This is a genomic window from Pseudocitrobacter vendiensis, assembly GCF_943590815.1.
Classification (GTDB): Bacteria; Pseudomonadota; Gammaproteobacteria; order Enterobacterales; family Enterobacteriaceae; genus Pseudocitrobacter; species Pseudocitrobacter vendiensis.
This window is the reverse complement of the sequence record NZ_CALSBS010000015.1, coordinates 26,101-43,250: the sequence shown is the minus strand read 5'-3', so window position 1 is coordinate 43,250 and position 17,150 is coordinate 26,101. Positions and strand designations below refer to the sequence as shown.

The 17,150-nt window shown below is 51.3% G+C and carries 19 protein-coding genes; 12 read left to right on the top strand and 7 right to left on the bottom strand.

Features of this window, described 5'->3' with window-relative positions; all coding sequences use genetic code 11:
- Window positions 1-87 precede the first annotated feature (87 nt).
- Entirely contained in the window at window positions 88-1,203 is a 1,116-nt protein-coding gene (gene anmK, locus NMC31_RS15885; protein ID WP_253898444.1) for an anhydro-N-acetylmuramic acid kinase, read from the bottom strand.
- 283 nt (window positions 1,204-1,486) lie between these two features.
- On the opposite strand from anmK, the gene slyB reads away from it, so the two are divergent.
- Window positions 1,487-1,954 carry an outer membrane lipoprotein SlyB gene (gene slyB / locus NMC31_RS15880; RefSeq protein ID WP_253898443.1) on the top strand — a complete coding sequence of 156 codons (468 nt, stop codon included), beginning with the start codon at window positions 1,487-1,489 and terminating at the stop codon, window positions 1,952-1,954.
- A 243-nt stretch (window positions 1,955-2,197) separates the two neighbouring features.
- Window positions 2,198-3,562, top strand: a complete 1,365-nt coding sequence (locus NMC31_RS15875) for a sensor domain-containing diguanylate cyclase (protein ID WP_253898442.1) — start codon at window positions 2,198-2,200, stop codon at window positions 3,560-3,562.
- A gap of 45 nt (window positions 3,563-3,607) precedes the next feature.
- On the opposite strand, the gene slyA is transcribed toward NMC31_RS15875, so the two are convergent.
- Window positions 3,608-4,048 carry a transcriptional regulator SlyA gene (slyA, locus tag NMC31_RS15870; RefSeq protein WP_149462626.1) on the bottom strand — a complete coding sequence of 147 codons (441 nt, stop codon included), beginning with the start codon at window positions 4,046-4,048 and terminating at the stop codon, window positions 3,608-3,610.
- Window positions 4,049-4,288: 240 nt separating this feature from the next.
- On the opposite strand from slyA, the gene NMC31_RS15865 reads away from it, so the two are divergent.
- The 3 genes from NMC31_RS15865 to NMC31_RS15855 are packed head-to-tail and all read left to right on the top strand — an operon-like array spanning window position 4,289 to window position 7,369.
- Entirely contained in the window at window positions 4,289-4,480 is a 192-nt protein-coding gene (locus NMC31_RS15865) for a DUF1656 domain-containing protein (protein WP_051051017.1), read from the top strand.
- 10 nt (window positions 4,481-4,490) lie between these two features.
- Window positions 4,491-5,348 carry an efflux RND transporter periplasmic adaptor subunit gene (locus tag NMC31_RS15860; RefSeq protein ID WP_253898441.1) on the top strand — a complete coding sequence of 286 codons (858 nt, stop codon included), beginning with the start codon at window positions 4,491-4,493 and terminating at the stop codon, window positions 5,346-5,348.
- Complete coding sequence (locus NMC31_RS15855; RefSeq protein WP_253898440.1) at window positions 5,345-7,369, top strand: FUSC family protein; 2,025 nt, start codon at window positions 5,345-5,347, stop codon at window positions 7,367-7,369. Before NMC31_RS15860 ends, NMC31_RS15855 begins: the two co-directional genes overlap by 4 nt.
- On the opposite strand, the gene sodC is transcribed toward NMC31_RS15855, so the two are convergent.
- The 3 genes from sodC to NMC31_RS15840 all read right to left on the bottom strand — a co-directional run bounded on the left by sodC (window position 7,362) and on the right by NMC31_RS15840 (window position 9,144).
- On the bottom strand, window positions 7,362-7,883 hold the full coding sequence (sodC, locus tag NMC31_RS15850; RefSeq protein ID WP_253898439.1) for a superoxide dismutase [Cu-Zn] SodC: 522 nt from the start codon (window positions 7,881-7,883) through the stop codon (window positions 7,362-7,364). The genes NMC31_RS15855 and sodC overlap by 8 nt on opposite strands.
- Window positions 7,884-7,959: 76 nt before the next feature.
- Window positions 7,960-8,856: an aldo/keto reductase gene (locus tag NMC31_RS15845; protein ID WP_149462630.1), complete on the bottom strand. Its 897-nt coding sequence runs from the start codon at window positions 8,854-8,856 to the stop codon at window positions 7,960-7,962.
- A 48-nt stretch (window positions 8,857-8,904) separates the two neighbouring features.
- Window positions 8,905-9,144 (bottom strand): DUF1289 domain-containing protein, encoded by a 240-nt coding sequence (locus tag NMC31_RS15840; RefSeq protein WP_253898438.1) that lies wholly within the window; start codon window positions 9,142-9,144, stop codon window positions 8,905-8,907.
- A gap of 126 nt (window positions 9,145-9,270) precedes the next feature.
- Here NMC31_RS15840 and NMC31_RS15835 point away from each other — a divergent pair, with 126 nt between their 5' ends.
- The 4 genes from NMC31_RS15835 to rnt all read left to right on the top strand — a co-directional run bounded on the left by NMC31_RS15835 (window position 9,271) and on the right by rnt (window position 12,261).
- A complete protein-coding gene (locus tag NMC31_RS15835; protein ID WP_253898437.1) occupies window positions 9,271-9,870 on the top strand; it encodes a TetR/AcrR family transcriptional regulator in 600 nt (199 codons plus the stop codon).
- Window positions 9,871-9,922: 52 nt separating this feature from the next.
- Complete coding sequence (locus NMC31_RS15830) at window positions 9,923-11,020, top strand: alkene reductase (protein WP_149462633.1); 1,098 nt, start codon at window positions 9,923-9,925, stop codon at window positions 11,018-11,020.
- Between the two features lie 84 nt (window positions 11,021-11,104).
- Window positions 11,105-11,512, top strand: a complete 408-nt coding sequence (gene gloA, locus NMC31_RS15825; protein ID WP_149462634.1) for a lactoylglutathione lyase — start codon at window positions 11,105-11,107, stop codon at window positions 11,510-11,512.
- Window positions 11,513-11,616: 104 nt separating this feature from the next.
- Entirely contained in the window at window positions 11,617-12,261 is a 645-nt protein-coding gene (gene rnt, locus NMC31_RS15820) for a ribonuclease T (RefSeq protein ID WP_253898436.1), read from the top strand.
- A 74-nt stretch (window positions 12,262-12,335) separates the two neighbouring features.
- On the opposite strand, the gene NMC31_RS15815 is transcribed toward rnt, so the two are convergent.
- Window positions 12,336-12,683: a Grx4 family monothiol glutaredoxin gene (locus NMC31_RS15815; RefSeq protein WP_015964255.1), complete on the bottom strand. Its 348-nt coding sequence runs from the start codon at window positions 12,681-12,683 to the stop codon at window positions 12,336-12,338.
- A 339-nt stretch (window positions 12,684-13,022) separates the two neighbouring features.
- On the opposite strand from NMC31_RS15815, the gene NMC31_RS15810 reads away from it, so the two are divergent.
- The 3 genes from NMC31_RS15810 (at window position 13,023) to NMC31_RS15800 (ending at window position 15,802) form a co-directional block, all read left to right on the top strand.
- The gene (locus NMC31_RS15810; protein ID WP_253898435.1) at window positions 13,023-13,880 is read left to right on the top strand and encodes a C40 family peptidase; all 858 of its coding nucleotides are present in this window, start codon (window positions 13,023-13,025) and stop codon (window positions 13,878-13,880) included.
- Window positions 13,881-14,125: 245 nt separating this feature from the next.
- Window positions 14,126-15,340 (top strand): tyrosine-type recombinase/integrase, encoded by a 1,215-nt coding sequence (locus NMC31_RS15805; RefSeq protein ID WP_253898434.1) that lies wholly within the window; start codon window positions 14,126-14,128, stop codon window positions 15,338-15,340.
- Between the two features lie 210 nt (window positions 15,341-15,550).
- A complete protein-coding gene (locus NMC31_RS15800; RefSeq protein WP_253898433.1) occupies window positions 15,551-15,802 on the top strand; it encodes a hypothetical protein in 252 nt (83 codons plus the stop codon).
- Between the two features lie 317 nt (window positions 15,803-16,119).
- On the opposite strand, the gene NMC31_RS15795 is transcribed toward NMC31_RS15800, so the two are convergent.
- The gene (locus tag NMC31_RS15795; RefSeq protein WP_253898432.1) at window positions 16,120-17,148 is read right to left on the bottom strand and encodes a major capsid protein; all 1,029 of its coding nucleotides are present in this window, start codon (window positions 17,146-17,148) and stop codon (window positions 16,120-16,122) included.
- Between the last annotated feature and the right edge of the window lie 2 nt (window positions 17,149-17,150).

The window sequence follows — 17,150 nt, the reverse complement described above, 5'->3', positions numbered from 1 at the left end:
TACGACTTTCCTGGTCCACAGGAGGTACGAATCCTCCCTTTTCCCTGAGTTTATCGTGCAGCACGCCAGGAAGATTTCAGCAAACTCCTATTTGCGCGGATTAGCTGGAAAAATAGCGCCCAGAACACTCTCCTGCGAAGCGCCCGTCACCGAAGGTAAATTTCCCGGTAGACCGGCAAGAGTACGCCAGGCAAGCCATGCAAAGGCCAGCGCTTCCATGTCGTCCCCGCTGATACCGTATTCATCCGTCGCGGCAACTTCCGTTCCCGGCAGCATGCCGGCAAGGCGCGTCATCACCATCGGGTTACGGCTACCGCCGCCGCACACCAGCAGACGATCGCAACCACCACTGAGCAACACCTGCTCGCTGATGGTGGTGGCCGTTAACTCAGCAAGTGTTGCCTGCACATCCTGCGGACGTAGCGCCGGGAACTGCCCCAGGACGCGTTCGATCCAGCCGTAGTTGAAATATTCGCGCCCGGTGCTCTTCGGCGCAGGTGCGGCAAAATACGGGTCGCAAAGCATCTCCTGCAACAGTGGCAACAGCACTTTGCCTTCGCTGGCCCATGCCGCATCTTTGTCGTACGGTTTTTTCAGATTGCGCCAGATCCAGGCGTCCATCAGCATATTGCCTGGGCCGGTATCAAAACCGCGAACCGACTGACCCGGTATCAGCAAAGAGAGGTTGGCAATCCCGCCAATATTGAGAATCATTCGTCGCTCATCAGGGTGTGCCAGCAATGCATGATGGAATGCAGGCACCAGCGGCGCGCCCTGCCCACCTAACGCCATATCGCGACGGCGAAAATCGCCTACCACGGTGACCCCCGTTCGCGCCGCAATAATATTGTTATCGCCAATTTGCAGCGTATGGGGCGCATCACCTGTGGGTTCATGCCAGACGGTTTGCCCGTGACACCCTATCGCCACGATATCTTCAGGCCGCAGATTTTCCTGTTTCATCAGCGCCAGCACCGCATCGGCGAACAACCTTCCCAGACGTGTATCTAACTGACCAAACTGTGAGAGCGTCAGCTGTTGCCCCTGGCATACGGCCAACACCGCCTCTTTCAGATCAATGGGAATAGGAAACGCGAGGCTGGCCAGTTGCGCCACGCTGTTTTCATCAATTGCCACCAGCACAACATCAACCCCGTCGAGACTGGTTCCCGACATCACGCCAATATAACGGCCTGATTTCATACGCCTTCCTTAGTTGCATAAGCAGTGGAATTACACTCCACCATAAAGCAATGACCAATGCTATGATGCAATAATAATTTTTAGTGATATTTTATACAGCAAGCCCACATCTGGATAAAAAATGTGCGGTCTTCAGAAGGAGTGTTTAACGTTGGTTAAGTTAATCCACGTTATTATTTGCTCATAGTCGTGCAGAATATATAACCTGCCATGTGCAAATACCATATAATTACCTGATACGGATGCTCGTAAGGGCGTTTCTTGGTGAACAGGAGATTCATAAATGATGTTACGTGTTTTGACCGCTTCTATGATCGGTTTATCGTTAACAGGGTGCGTTAGCAGCAGCGGTCTGTCCGGCGATGTCTATTCAGCTTCCGAAGCCAAGCAGGTTCAGAATGTCACCTACGGTACCATCGTTAACACGCGTCCGGTACAGATTCAGGGCGGCGACGATAGCAACGTCATTGGCGCTATCGGCGGTGCGGTACTGGGTGGTTTCCTCGGGAATACCATTGGCGGCGGTACAGGCCGTTCACTGGCAACCGCAGCAGGTGCCGTCGCGGGTGGCGTAGCCGGCCAGGGTGTCCAGGGCGCGATGAACAAAACTCAGGGCGTTGAGCTGGAAATTCGTAAAGATGACGGTAATACCATCATGGTAGTACAGAAACAGGGTGATACCCGCTTCTCTGTAGGCCAGCGCGTCGTGATGGCGAGCAATGGCAGCCAGGTGACTGTCTCCCCGCGTTAATGTCCTATCAGCGTGGCCCAATCGGGTCACGCCATTTATTTAATCTGCTGACAATTCCTTACATTCCCCACCATTCCATTAGAATTATTGACGACGTGAATATAAATATGCCATATAACGCATATATTACTTGCGCCAAAACAATATTCTCTGTGTTAAATTCATCTAAGATTAATCCCACCGGGCTGGATGCCCTGTGAAGCCGTGAGTATTTTCACTCCGAATAATATTGGAATGCCCTCTATGTTGATGAAATTGAAGTTACCGTTACAACGTTTTTTGGTTTACTTCACCATTTGTATTTTGGGGATTGTTATCCTTAACCACTTCTCGGCGGCAATAATTCATCGTACCCCTACGATAGCACCGCTACTTTTTCCTATCCTGACTATTTTTCTAATGGTTTTCCATGGCATGATTGCCGCCTTCATGATAATGAAATACTCCTGTGATAAACATCGTCTTTATCTCACGCCGATAGCCCTTGCCTTCGCAGGCTCTGCCATTCTGATGCTGGGCACGCTGGACAGTTTCCCTGACTGGTTTATGTGTACCGGCTTAACAAAAGTTAACTATAACGACACGCTGATTTTTTATTTTTTCCGCAATATCATGATGGCACTTCTTTTTATTTTCGCCGTCATTCTGTACGCATTGAAAAAACGCGAGATGCATACCGTAAAAATTCATACGATTATTCTCGTAGTTATCCTCCTATTTACGTCGGGCATGCTATTATTGTCCTGGCTTTACTCTAGTCATTACCAATTATTGAGTATCAACTTTGTTGATAATAACACTTATCAGTTTACGCAATTATGGGGAAACCAACTGGGATGGGGATTAATTGCACTATGGGTTGTCGCTTTGCTGACAATTCTTATTGTGACGAAGCTGAACAATATATTCTGGTATAGCGGAGCGTTTTTCTGCGCATGCTACATCTTTACGCTGATTGTTCTGATGTCATCGGGGCATAGCGCGGGGTACACCTGGTATGAGGCCCGGTTGTTCGAGACCATCTCTACCCTGTTCCTGATCCTGGTGCTACTCTGCGATGTCTTCACGCTTTACCGTCAGTCCAATACCCGGTACATGCATTCATATCAAAACTCTATCCGCGATCCGCTGACGCAACTTTTTAACCGTAGCTATTTCTATGACACCTTTACCGCATTGATGCCAAAAGTCGCTAGCGGGCAACCTGTCTCGGTGATTGTCAGCGACCTGGACCACTTTAAACGTATCAACGACAAATACGGCCATTTGCAGGGTGATAAGGTGATTCAGTTTGTTTCGAAGGTTCTGCAGGATTCTGTTCGACAAAATGATATTGCTGCACGCATTGGTGGAGAAGAGTTCGCCCTGCTGCTGGTCGGCGCGTCCTCGAACGTTGCTGAAGGGATTGCCGAACGTATTCGTGTCGCCATTGCCAGCCAGGATGCGGAAAGTAGTCAATCGCAATTGCCGGAGCCTATCACTATCAGTATGGGCGTTTTCACCGCCACTGACCTGACGGTTAACGTAGAAGAGTGCGTGCGTCGGGCGGATGAAGCGATGTACCGGGCAAAAGCAGCCGGACGTAACCGCGTGGTCGTGTGGGAATAAGACGTAAAAAGCCCTGCCTTCTGGCAGGGCTTCTGACGAACACAATCAATCTCTGGATTGCAGATCGATAATGTTTTGTTCCAGCTTATGGATGAGCGCAACCAGTTGGTCAGTCTCTTCCGGCGTGATCCCAGAAAGAATCTCGCCGCGTGTTTTACTGATCACCGCTTCCATCTCTTCAATCAATGGTTCGGCTTTTTCAGTCAGTTTTATACGCTTAGCACGACGATCGTTTGCGCACGTTTGGCGAGAGATAAGACCTTTCTCTTCCAGTTGATCCAGCGTGCGAACCAATGACGGCTGCTCAATGCCGATCGCTTTAGCCAACTGGATCTGTGACTGCTCTGGGGGCAACTGATGAATATTATGCAGCGTTACCCAGTGCGTCTGCGTGAGTTCCAGAGGTTTGAGGCGATGGTCGATCAGAGCACGCCAAATGCGCACCAACCGTGCCAGATCAGAACCTAATGGCGATTCCAATTTCATCTCCTTATAATTAGCTTGCTAAGTTATTATACTGATTTTAGAATAGTGTGCAGTATTTAAATACTCAAAACAAATGTATTGCTGCCTACGCGCAAAGCAGAGCAATGATTTACACTGTGTTAAAATTGCCTGCATTTCGTTAGCGTTACGCTCACTATCGAGTCTTAACTCTTCAATTGCAAAGGATTTCTGCTTGTGAAGTCGATTCTTCAACTCCCGGGACTACCGCTGCAAGACCTCATGGTGGGTGCCTCAATCTATTTCCCACCGCTATTTAAAGCCGTCCTGCTCGGCTTTCTTATCTGGCTGGTTGCGCACCAGCAACTCCGTGACTGGATGTACGCGGGCGATATCTGGCATCCCCTGCTGATGGATCTCTCGCTGTTTGCCCTGTCTGTATGTGGTGCGTTGCTGATTTTGGTTCTGTGGTGAAGCTATCTAAATGAAAAAATTAAAATATTTCTCTACGCTTCTGGTTGCTGCTCTGGCGGCAATCGCGGTCTGGCTGTGCTGGAACTACTATATGCAGTCACCCTGGACGCGCGACGGGAAAATCCGCTCAGAGCAGGTCAATATTACCCCGCAGGTTTCCGGCAGCATTCTGAAGCTGAATGTGAAGGACAACCAGTTTGTTAAAGCAGGCGACGTCCTGTTTGAGATTGATCCAACGCCATGGCGCATTGCCGTGATGAACGCCGAAGCGCAGCTGGCAAAAGCGCAGTCCGACCTGGTGAAAGCTAACCATGAAGCCACCCGCCGTCAGAACCTGCCGCATAATTATATTTCAGCAGAAGATCTTGATAGCGCAAATATGTCGGTCAAAGCCGCTAAAGCCACCGAGGATGCCGCCGCCGCAGAGCTTGAACATGCCCGCTGGCAGCTGACTCAAACCCTTGTCAAAGCGCCGGTCGACGGCTGGGTTACTAACCTGTCTACACGCGTCGGCAACTACGCCACTCAGGGCCAACCGGTGTTTGCGCTGATCGACAGTCATTCATTCTATGTCGTCGGCTATTTTGAAGAGACCAAGCTGCGCCATATCGCACCAGGCGACATTGCCGCTATCCAGCTCTACAGCAACGGCAAAACGTTACAGGGTCACGTTAACAGTATTGGTCGCGCGATTTACGACCAAAGTCTGGAGAGCGACAGCAGCCTGGTGGCCGATATCAAACCCAATATCCCGTGGGTTCGTCTGGCACAGCGTGTGCCGGTGCGTATCGAATTTGATAGCCTGCCGGATGACGTCGTGCTGGTCGCCGGGACCACCTGCTCCGTGTCGATTGGCAGCCAAAAATGACCCTACCGAGTCTGAGCCTGGCGTCGCTGCCCTGGTTTAAGGCAACCCCGGCGCAGTGGCGATACGCATTACGTAACGGTATCGCCATGTGTCTGGCGCTGACCATCGCCTACTACCTGCAACTCGATGAACCCTACTGGGCGATGACCTCTGCGGCGGTGGTGAGTTTCCCTACCGTCGGCGGCGTAATCAGTAAGAGTTTTGGTCGTATCGCCGGAAGCCTGTTTGGTGCCTGGGCGGCGGTGATTATTGCCGGTCACACCTTAACCGATCCGTGGCTCTTTTTAGTCTGTATGGCTGGCTGGATAAGCTTTTGCACCTGGGCGTGCGCGATGTTCACCAACAACGTGGCCTACGCCTTTCAGCTTGCGGGCTATACCTGCGCCATTATCGCGTTCCCGGTGATCAACGTCGCCGACGCTACCGAATTGTGGACTATCGCTCAGGCGCGTGTTTGCGAAGTGATTGTCGGCATTTTATGCGGTGGGTTAATGATGATGATCCTGCCCAGTACGTCTGATGGCACCGCACTGCTGACCGCGCTGAAAAATATGCATGCCCGCCTGCTCGAACACGCCAGCCTGCTCTGGCAACCGGTGACGACCGATGCGATTCGCACCGCGCATGAAAGCGTCATCGGCCAAATTCTTACAATGAACCTGCTGCGTATTCAGGCATTCTGGAGCCATTATCGTTTCCGTCAGCAAAACTCGCTATTGAATGCGCTTCTCCACCAGCAACTGCGGCTTACCAGTGTGATCTCGAGCCTGCGACGCATGCTGCTCAACTGGCCCAATCCACCGGAGAACATTCGCCCGGTGATTGAACAACTTTTGCAGGCGCTGGCGCGGCCCGGTTGCGATATCTACACCGTCGCGCGAATTATTGCGCCGCTGGCTCCGACCGACCCGCAGGATTACCGTCATCGCGCATTCTGGGATCGCCTGCGGTATTTTTGCCGGGTGTATCTCAGCAGCAGTCGATGGCTTTCGCGGCTGGAAAATGCGACCGCCGTTTCTGAATTTTCCGTACCTGCCGCCCCCGCCCTGATGCGCCATACGGACCACGCGGAAGCCGCCTGGAACGGCGTGCGCACTTTCTGCGCCCTGCTGGCTGTCGGCGCGTGGGCTATCAGCACGCAATGGGAGTCGGGCGCAGCCGCGCTGACCTTATCCGCTATTTGCTGCGTACTCTATTCTGTTTCACCTTCGCCGTTTAACTCACTGACGCTATTGATGCGCACCCTGGTGCTGCTCTCTCTGTTCAGCTTTGTGGTTAAATTTGGCCTGATGGTGCAAATAACCGATTTATGGCAATTTCTGCTTTTTCTGTTTCCGCTGCTGACCACGATGCAGTTACTCAAATTACAAATGCCGAAGCGCGCCGGGCTGTGGGGGCAACTGATTGTCTTTATGGGCTCGTTTATCGCCGTGACCAATCCACCGGTTTATGACTTTGCGGATTTTCTGAATGATAATCTGGCTAAGATCCTCGGCGTTGGGCTGGCATGGATGGCGTTTGCGGTACTAAAACCCGGCTCCGATGCGCGAAAAAGCCGTCGCCATATTCGTGCGTTACGGCGTCACTTCGTTGATCAACTCAGCCGCCATCCCAACAACAGCGAGCACGATTTTGAGTCGCTGGTTTATCATCATATCAGTCAGTTAAGTAACAGTAAGGATGAACTGGCTCGGCGCTGGCTGCTCCGCTGGGGGGTGGTGCTGTTGAATTGCAGTCATGTGGTATGGCAATTACGCAGTTGGGAAGCACGTTCGGACCCGCTTTCACAGGTACGCGATCTCTGTATCAGCCTGCTGCGCGATGTGATGAGCGAGCGCGGCGTCCAGCAACGTCCGCTCACCACGTCATTACAGGAATTACAACGTATTTCCGAGGCACTGTCCCATCATTACCAGCCGGCCGCCCGTGAACTGGCGTCGATTGTCTGGCGACTACACTGCTCATTATCGCAGCTGGAACAAGCGCCGGTAGTCGGAACGATTACCGAACGCACTACTTAATCACCCCACAGGCATAGCGCGCCCCGCCGCCGCCCAGCGGCTTGGGATGATCGGACATGTTATCGCCACCGACGTGGATCATCAGCGCTTTGCCTTTAATGTCCGCTAATTTTTTCAGGCGTGGCGCATACACCGGCGTGGTCGCTTTTCCATCTTTATCCACGATTAACGCAGGTAAATCCCCGAGATGGCCTTTACCATCCGGCCCTTCATGCTTACCGGTCTTTTCAGGATCGAAATGCCCTCCTGCGGCCTCCGCTGCGCTGGCTTTCCCCTCTTTGATGGCGGGCTGACAACTGCCGTTGGCATGGATATGGAAACCGTGTTCTCCAGGTGGCAATGCCTTGAGATCGGGCGCAAATTCCAGCCCTTTATCCGTTTCGCTAATTTTGATGCTGCCAATTGACTGGCCGACGCTCTGGGATGTGACAAGATTCATTTCAACATTGTCACCCGCAGCCTGTGCGCCAGCTGAAAAAGCCAGCGCAAGGATCGTCAGAGTAAATCGTTTCATGAGACCTCCGTTACTGTCGTGTCCCCGTTAAGTGTAAACCAGAGACACGTTTTTCACCGGAGGTCGGGGGGATCACTCAGGGAACGTCAAAGCCTAAAGCCGCTTTGCGGATGCGGAACCACTGCTGACGCGTCATTTCCAGCGACTGAGATTCAATCGCCGAACGTACACGTTCGATTTTACCGGAACCGATGATTGGCAACGGTTTCGACGGCAGACGCATCACCCAGGCGTAAACCACCTGCTCGATGCTGGCAGCGTTTAGCTCTGTAGCCACTTGCGCCAGTTCAGCGCGCAACGGCTGGAACTCATCATCGTTAAATAAGCGACCGCCGCCAAGGCAGGACCACGCCATCGGGCGAATACGCATTTGCTGGAGTTGATCCAGCGTGCCGTCCAGAATCGTTGGTTGATGAATTGGGGAGATTTCTACCTGGTTGGTTGCCAGAGTAAACGGCAGGCGCGACTGCAACAGCGTGAACTGTGCGGGCGTAAAGTTAGACACGCCGAAGTGGCGCACTTTTCCGCTCTGGTGCAAGTTCAGAAATGCTTCTGCCACTTCGTCGGCATCCATTAACGGGTCCGGGCGATGAATCAACAGCAGATCCAGATGGTCGGTCGCCAGGTTAATCAGCGACTGCTCTGCACTGCTGATAATGTGCTTGCTGTCGGTAATATAATGGCCCAGCACGTTTTCGGTTTTCGCGGTGGTGGCGATACCGCATTTGGTGACGATTTCCATACGTTCGCGCAGATGCGGCGCAAGCTTCATCGCTTCGCCGAAGGCTGCTTCACACTGATACCCGCCGTAAATATCGGCGTGATCGACCGTCGTCACGCCCAGATCGAGGTGCTCTTCAATAAAACTCACTAACTGACGGGCGGACATGTTCCAGTCCATCAAACGCCAGTATCCCATGACGAAACGTGAAAATTCCGGCCCTTGCGGCGCCAGGGTAATACGCTGAACCATAACAGCTTCCTCAACGAAAATTTGCTACGAGTATACGCAATTCTGCCGTTAAAACAGTGAAGGCTGCTGAGGTTCTTCGGCATCGTTGGGTTTGTTTGCGCGTAATTTGCGCAGCAGACGCTGTCGGCAGAGGCGTATAACCTCCTGCTTTTGCGTATCACTCATCTTTTGCCAGTTAAAGCGCTCATCGCGACTGCGCATACAGCCCCGGCAATATCCGCGCTCGTCACTCTGACATATACCCCGGCACGGACTCTGCACCGGGAAAAACTCCAGTTGCTCCGCCACGTTGCCCTCCTTTCATCGATATGTCTTCATTGAAGACGTTTACGTCCGGCTCTGCAACTTTATCGTCTACGGAAAGGATGAAAAAAAACTTGCACTAGACCGATTGGTCTATTAGATTATTTCCCCATGAGCAAACACAGTGAACACGATACCCGCGAACACATTCTGGCCACCGGCGAGCAGCTTTGCATGCAGCGCGGTTTTGTTGGAATGGGCTTAAGCGAACTGTTGAAAACGGCGGAAGTTCCGAAAGGATCGTTCTACCACTATTTCCGTTCGAAAGAAGCCTTTGGCGTCGCGATGCTTGAACGCTATTTTGCCGATTATCACCAGCGCCTTGCGCAACACTTTGCCGCAGGTGAAGGTACCTATCGCGATCGCCTGCTGGCTTACTATCAGCAGGCCGTTAACCAGTTTTGCCAGCAGGGAAAAATTAGCGGTTGTTTAACCGTGAAGCTCTCTGCAGAAGTGTGCGACCTGTCGGAAGACATGCGCACAGAAATGAATAAGGGCGCCAGCCAGATCATCAACCTGCTGGCGCAGGCGCTGGAACAAGGTCGTCGTCACGGTTGTTTACGCTTCGACGGCGAGGCGCATACCCAGGCAGAAGTGCTCTATTCACTTTGGCTGGGTGCGAACCTTCAGGCCAAGATTTCAAAGAGCTCGACGCCGCTTGAAAGCGCGCTGGCTCACGCCAAAACGATGATTGCAGCGCCCGCACAATAAGGGCGTTTTATTTTACCGAATCACTAGACGACCGGTCTACTCAGGAGTCACCATGTCGCAAGAAAAACTGTTTACCCCACTGAAAGTGGGTGCTGTAACCGCCCCTAACCGTGTCTTTATGGCCCCGCTCACCCGCTTACGCAGCATTGAGCCAGGCGATATCCCAACACCGCTGATGGCTGAGTATTACCGTCAACGCGCCAGTTCAGGGCTGATTATTTCTGAAGCGACGCAAATCTCCGCCCAGGCAAAAGGCTATGCCGGCGCGCCGGGTCTCTACAGCAAAGAGCAAATTGCTGCGTGGCAAAAAATCACCGCAGGGGTTCACGCTGAAGGCGGTCGCATTGCCGTACAATTCTGGCACACCGGGCGTATTTCCCACTCCAGCCTGCAACCTGGCGGCCAGGCTCCGGTTGCGCCGTCTGCGTTGAGCGCCGGTACACGTACTTCCCTGCGTGACGAAAAGGGTCATGCTATTCGCGTTGATACTTCTATGCCGCGTGCGCTGGAAACCGAAGAGATCCCGGGGATTGTGAATGATTTCCGTCAGGCGGTCGCCAATGCCCGTGAAGCCGGTTTCGACCTGGTTGAACTGCACTCTGCACACGGATATCTGCTGCATCAGTTCCTTTCGCCTTCTTCTAACCACCGTACCGATCAATACGGCGGCAGCGTCGAAAACCGTGCGCGTCTGGTGCTGGAAGTGGTTGACGCCGCAATCGAAGAATGGGGTGCCGATCGCATTGGTATCCGCGTATCGCCGATTGGTTCCTTCCAGAACGTGGATAATGGCCCGAACGAAGAAGCCGACGCACTGTACCTGATTGAAGAACTGGGCAAACGCGGAATTGCGTACCTGCACATGTCTGAACCAGACTGGGCCGGCGGCGAACCGTACAGCGAAACGTTCCGTGAAAAAGTACGCGCCCGTTTCCAGGGTGTGATTATCGGTGCCGGGGCCTACACGCCGGAAAAAGCCGAAGATCTGATTCAAAAAGGGTTGATTGACGCGGTGGCCTTTGGCCGCGCATATATCGCCAACCCGGACCTGGTGGCTCGCCTGCAACGCAAAGCGGAACTCAACCCGCAGCGTCCGGAAAGCTTCTACGGTGGTGACGCCGAAGGTTACACCGATTACCCTACACTGTAATCGCACATTGATAGCGGCAGGGATCCGCCGCTATACTAAAATAATGTTTTGTTTTAAATAACGATTATCCAGTGAGAGGAAATTATGCGCTTATTGCACACCATGCTTCGTGTTGGCGACCTGCAACGTTCCATCGAGTTTTACACCAAAGTACTGGGTATGAAACTGCTGCGTACCAGTGAAAACACCGAATACAAATACTCACTCGCCTTCGTTGGCTACGGTGACGAAAAAGACGAAGCCGTGATTGAGTTGACCTATAACTGGGGCGTCGATAAATACGACCTCGGCAATGCTTATGGTCATATCGCCCTGAGCGTCGACAACGCCGCAGAAGCCTGTGAGCGCATTCGCCACAACGGCGGCAACGTTACCCGTGAAGCCGGCCCGGTAAAAGGCGGCACCACGGTTATCGCCTTCGTTGAAGATCCGGACGGTTATAAAATCGAACTGATTGAAGAAAAAGACGCCGGCAAAGGCCTTGGCAACTGATTCCCCACGGGCGCTACGGCGCCCGTTCTTTTATCCGCTTTTACTGCATCCCCTGGCAAAATTTGCCATAATGCGCGCTACTTTTTTCAGGTTAAGAGATTCTAATGTCCGACAATGCGCAACTGAATGGTCTGTGCGACCGTTTTCGTGGTTTTTATCCCGTGGTGATTGATGTTGAAACCGCCGGATTCAACGCCAAAACTGATGCTCTGCTCGAAATCGCAGCGATCACGTTGAAAATGGATGAAGATGGCTGGTTGATGCCGGACACCACTGCACATTTCCATGTTGAGCCGTTTGAGGGTGCGAATCTGCAACCGGAAGCACTGGCGTTTAACGGTATTGATCCGACTGACCCTGAACGTGGTGCCGTGAGCGAGCATGACGCGCTGCATGCCATTTTCAAAATGGTGCGCAAAGGCCTGAAAGACGCGGGCTGCAACCGCGCCATTATGGTCGCGCATAACGCCACCTTCGATCACAGCTTCATGATGGCCGCCGCTGAGCGCGCGAATCTAAAACGCAATCCGTTCCACCCTTTCGTGACTTTCGATACCGCTGCGCTGAGCGGGCTGGCGCTGGGGCAAACCGTTCTGTCGAAAGCCTGTATTGCGGCAGGTATGGCCTTTGACGGTGAGCAGGCGCACTCCGCGCTGTACGATACGGAACAGACGGCGCAGCTCTTTTGCGAAATCGTCAACCGCTGGAAACGTCTGGGCGGCTGGCCGCTACCCCTTACCACGGAATAAATCACATAAAAAAGCGACCGTTTCAGGTCGCTTTTTTTTGCCGGAAGGCGGTTAACACTGTAACCGCCTGCGAATCACTCCGCTTTCGGCTCTTCTTCTTTATATTTTGCCGCCGTTTCTTTAATCAACTGCTGCAATTCACCGCGCTGGTACATCTCGATGATGATGTCGCAGCCGCCAACCAGCTCGCCATCAACCCACAGCTGCGGGAAGGTCGGCCAGTTCGCGTATTTCGGCAGCTCAGCGCGAATTTCCGGGTTTTGCAGAATATCTACGTATGCAAAACGTTCGCCACAGGCAGAGAGCGCCTGGACAGCTTGTGCGGAAAAACCGCAGCTTGGCAGTTTCGGGGAACCCTTCATGTACAGCAGGATGGGGTTCTCAGCGATCTGACGTTGGATTGTTTCAACAGTTGTGCTCATTGTCTTACTTCCTTAACTTCGAATACCACATGTAGTCTGACATTGTAGCGTTTCAGACCTCAGACGGAAAATAACATTTTATTCACTCTTTACTCTTTTACCCGCCGAGTGCAGAACATGCCTTCAAAATGTCACTTTAACAGCACGCTGACAAAAAATCTGTGCATTTTTTAGCTGATTGTATTTCAATTGCCGTTTTTTTTTGCACTTGCTAACGAAACACTCTTTTAGATACAAAATCGCTATTAACATTATTGGTTTATATGGATTAGAATTGATGAGTTTTGTAAATCATACCCAGGCATGAATTTAATGCCTTCATTCTCAGAGGATTGCTCAGTGGCGCGAATAAAAAAAATGTCGATCACGCTCTGTGCTTTGCTGTTTTCATCATTAACATTCTCGCCGCTCTCGCACGCTTCCGGTCACACGAAAGCTGCGGCGGCGCAAAAATCGCATTCCGCCAAGGGAAGCGAACGGAAGAAGAAAAATACCGTCAGCAAAAGCAGCAGCAAGAAGAAGTCCACCGCCTCAACCAGCAAAAAAACCACAACTAAGGCGACGGCAAGTAAAAAAACCGCCTCTACCGCCAGCAAATCATCCCGCACTGCGCGCACAGCCAGCACCACGAAGACGGCTTCTACCCGCCGTAGCAAAAGCAGCGCGATGAAAACCGCAGCGGCAAACGTCACCACCAAATGCGTGGTCCGTAAAGGTCATAAGAAAACCTGTACCACCAGCACGGTAGAGAACAAACCGTTAACTATCGCCGAAGCGCATAAGGCGCGCGTGCAGAAAGCACAAAAAACGGCGATGAATAAATTGATGGACCAGATTGGCAAACCCTATCGCTGGGGCGGAACATCTCCGCGTACCGGTTTTGATTGCAGTGGTCTGGTTTATTACGCGTATAAAGATCTGGTGAAATTTCGTATTCCACGTACCGCTAACGAAATGTACCACCTGCGCGATGCCCGTGCGATTGACCGTGGCGAGCTGGAGAGCGGCGATTTAGTGTTCTTCCGCACGCGTGGCCGTGGCACCGCCGATCACGTTGGCGTCTATATCGGCGGCGGGAAGTTTATTCAGTCTCCGCGTACCGGTCGTGATATTCAAATTACCTCGCTCAGTGAAGACTACTGGGACCGCCACTACGTCGGCGCACGCCGCGTCATGACGCCCAAAACCATCCGCTAACCCCTGCCCTGCCACGCTGATGGCAGGGTAACCTTCTCTTTTATCACACCTTTTAATTTGCTACTCTATCCACACTCAGTACAGGGTTACTGGGGATATTAACTATAAAAAGGAGAGTAGCAATGTCGTTCGAATTCAGGGAACGACGTTCCGTCATCCCCTAGTGCCTTCCTGCATAACCGTTTGTATCTCTTACAGTAAATAACAGTGTAACGCTGATTGCCGCATCATAGAGGATCAAACCTATGGCGATCAACAGAAAAACTGAGTACATGTATCAACTCCGCGAAGGAACCTGGATGTTTCAGATTTTTATCCCGGCTTATCTTCGTCATCTCTTTAACGGCAAAAAACTCTGGCGTAGGAGTACAGGCACTCGTGACCTGGCTAAAGCCAGAAACTTCCGTGACCACCTTCTGTTGGAGTTTAACCAGCTTAAGGAAAAGCACCGTGAAGACACTTCCGAGGTCAAGCTACGGAACGCCCTTGCTGAACTTAATGCCGAAGTTCGACAAAATGCGGATAAGCCTCGTCTTGCAACGTCTTACACAATCCCTACCCTGCGATTTGTTTGTAGCGAGTATGTAAGGCACTTTACTGGTAAACGAGCCTCGGCAACCCTGGGGCGTGTTCAATGGGCAACAGATCGTTTCCTGGAGAGTATAAAACGCGACGACATCCAGTTAGACCGTATCGGTCGCCGTATGGTGTCTTTGTTCATTGAAGAACAGACAAACAGTGATCAGCTTGCACTATCAACGTTGCAAAACTGGGTTATATCGCTTTCCAGCCTCTACAAATATGCCCGGCGTAACTTTGATGCCCTCAGCCCGGACAATCCATTTCATGGTCATGGTATTGATGGGCGTGGTGCTTCAATCGAGTCCTACCAACCTTTTACGATTGAACAGATCAATGTCCTCTTAAGCAAAGCACGTACCGACATCAGGGATATGATTTTGATATCGTTACATAGTGCAATGAGATTGAACGAAATAGCCAGTCTAAAGCACCAAGACATCATTACTGTGGACGGGGTTAGGTGTTTCCATATTCCGAAGGCAAAAAGCAAAGCTGGTATACGAGACGTCCCAATACATTCCCGCTTACTTCCCATCATCGATGGATATCTAAAACAGCGTCATGGGGAGTTCCTGTTCAAATCCTCCAACAAGTTGACGCGAAAAGATGCAAGACCTGGCGCACTCTTCTCAAGTAAATTCTCAGTGCTGAAAAGAGAGCATTTGCCTGAGGCCAGCGATAGACAATGCTTCCACTCACTTCGAGGGATGGCAATAACACAATTGGATCGGGCCGGAGTTGAAGAAAGGCGCATCTCTCAACTCGCAGGGCATCAGATGGGCAAATCCGAAAGCATGAGGACTTACTCAAGAGGTGCTGATATACAAGAATTAGCGTCTTACATTGAACTGATCGATTATGCACAAATAGCAGAATAAAATCAGACAAAAAATCTGATTTTCAATGTCTTTAATTTCTTTTTTAGAGAAAAATTCCGCACGAATTACCAACTGTGGATTTATCCAGTGAAGTATGTGTTCAGTATTGTCAATCAATACGACGACGATTACCATAAACCATACATATAGTGCTTTGATAATTATAATTCACTATATGTTCCATTTAATCATTTTATAAAGGTGTTGATAATGGCAAATAATCCAAAGCAAACATCAAGTACAGTTGCATCAGTCGCAGCACAAACATTGAACAACCCAAATGCATCTGGAATTCAAAAAAGCCTTGCTGGCTCTGCTCTCTCTCAAAAGGGTTCAGCGAATCAGACAAGCGGTGCAATGGAACATAAAGCATCTGCTGCCCTCAACAACCCTCGCTCAAGTACCTTAACTAAAGAACTTGCTGCTTCAGTTCTTGCACAATCAAATAAAGGTCGTAAATAAGGTACTAAAAAGCCGGGATTGCCCCGGCTTTTACTCTTTCACAGTTTTCTTTCGTTGCTCTTCTAGGTAGTACCTGATAGCACTGTCCAGACCGTAGTCACGACAACGGTCAATGAATGATGACCGACTACAACCGAGTTTTCGACTTAACGCGCTGATATTCAGAATGGAGTCATCAGAACCACCATCCATAATGAACGTGAGCAAAGGCAGGTTTCCCCGGCCTATCAATTGTAATTTCATATATATCCTCTTCTTTGCCTGGCCACGGTGGGGGCAAATCGCCCCCAATATACCCGTCAGCGGAATTCCGCTTCTTACACCACAGCCTGATCGGTGAAATCACCCGTGATTTTCAGGATGAAGTCCGGGCGCATAGGAATTTGAATCTGGGATAGTTCGCTGACCACCTCATAATTCATGAACTTATCGCGCAGAACGTAGTGATAAGACGGATAAACCGGACCATTTGCAACCTCTGCATGACGGCTCGCCGGAGTCTGGTAAGTCATGTACGGTGACAGGTCACCTTCTACGATGTTGGAGAATGACGCCAGCATATAACCTTCCCCGTCTGCAATGCCGTATAGCGGATCATCAATCTGAACCACAGTTACACGCCCGATGTTATAGCGGTCATATGCGCCCAGAGTATCCGGGAACACGATATCGCGGGACGTAGCACCAAACAGAGCGGCCTGATATGCGGTTGGGTTCGCCTGAATTGCAGTGAATAGGCTCGGACTCGCCAGCAGGTAAATCTGCTTAATGCTGGATGACCAACCACCAAGTTTTTGCTTCAGAAGCGTAGTTGCTTTCTGTAGTTCGGTGATGACATTGGCATTAACACCTGTCTTAACCGTTGTCTGAGGCTGTTCGATTCCCCAGAACTCGTTCCAAAGGATGGTTGGGCCTTCGCGTAGGTGCGTGGCTTCGGTTACGTTGTGCAGCAGACTCTGCGCCATGGCGAATTCAACATCCCGGCGGGTTTGCAGGTAATGCTTCATGGTATGGTTCGCCACAACATCTTCAGCGGTCATTTGACGGTTTTCACCGGGTTGACGCTTGCCCTGCCAATCCTGGCTGGTGATGGTGGAGCTGTAGACATGTAACGGAGCCTGAACGGTCACGTTAGCCGCTTTCGGGAAGTTCAGACCGGACATCTCAGAACCATAACGGGCAACCGACTTGGTTACTTCGCGCTGTACATCTTCCAGGGTATCGAGCGCGATGATCTGCGTGTCACTTGGGCGGCTGGTAAACAGGCCCAGGCTGGACAGAAGGAATCCCTCGCCGCTTGGTTTAACAAACTGACCGCTTAGGTTAGTAAAATCATTCAATTTCATAA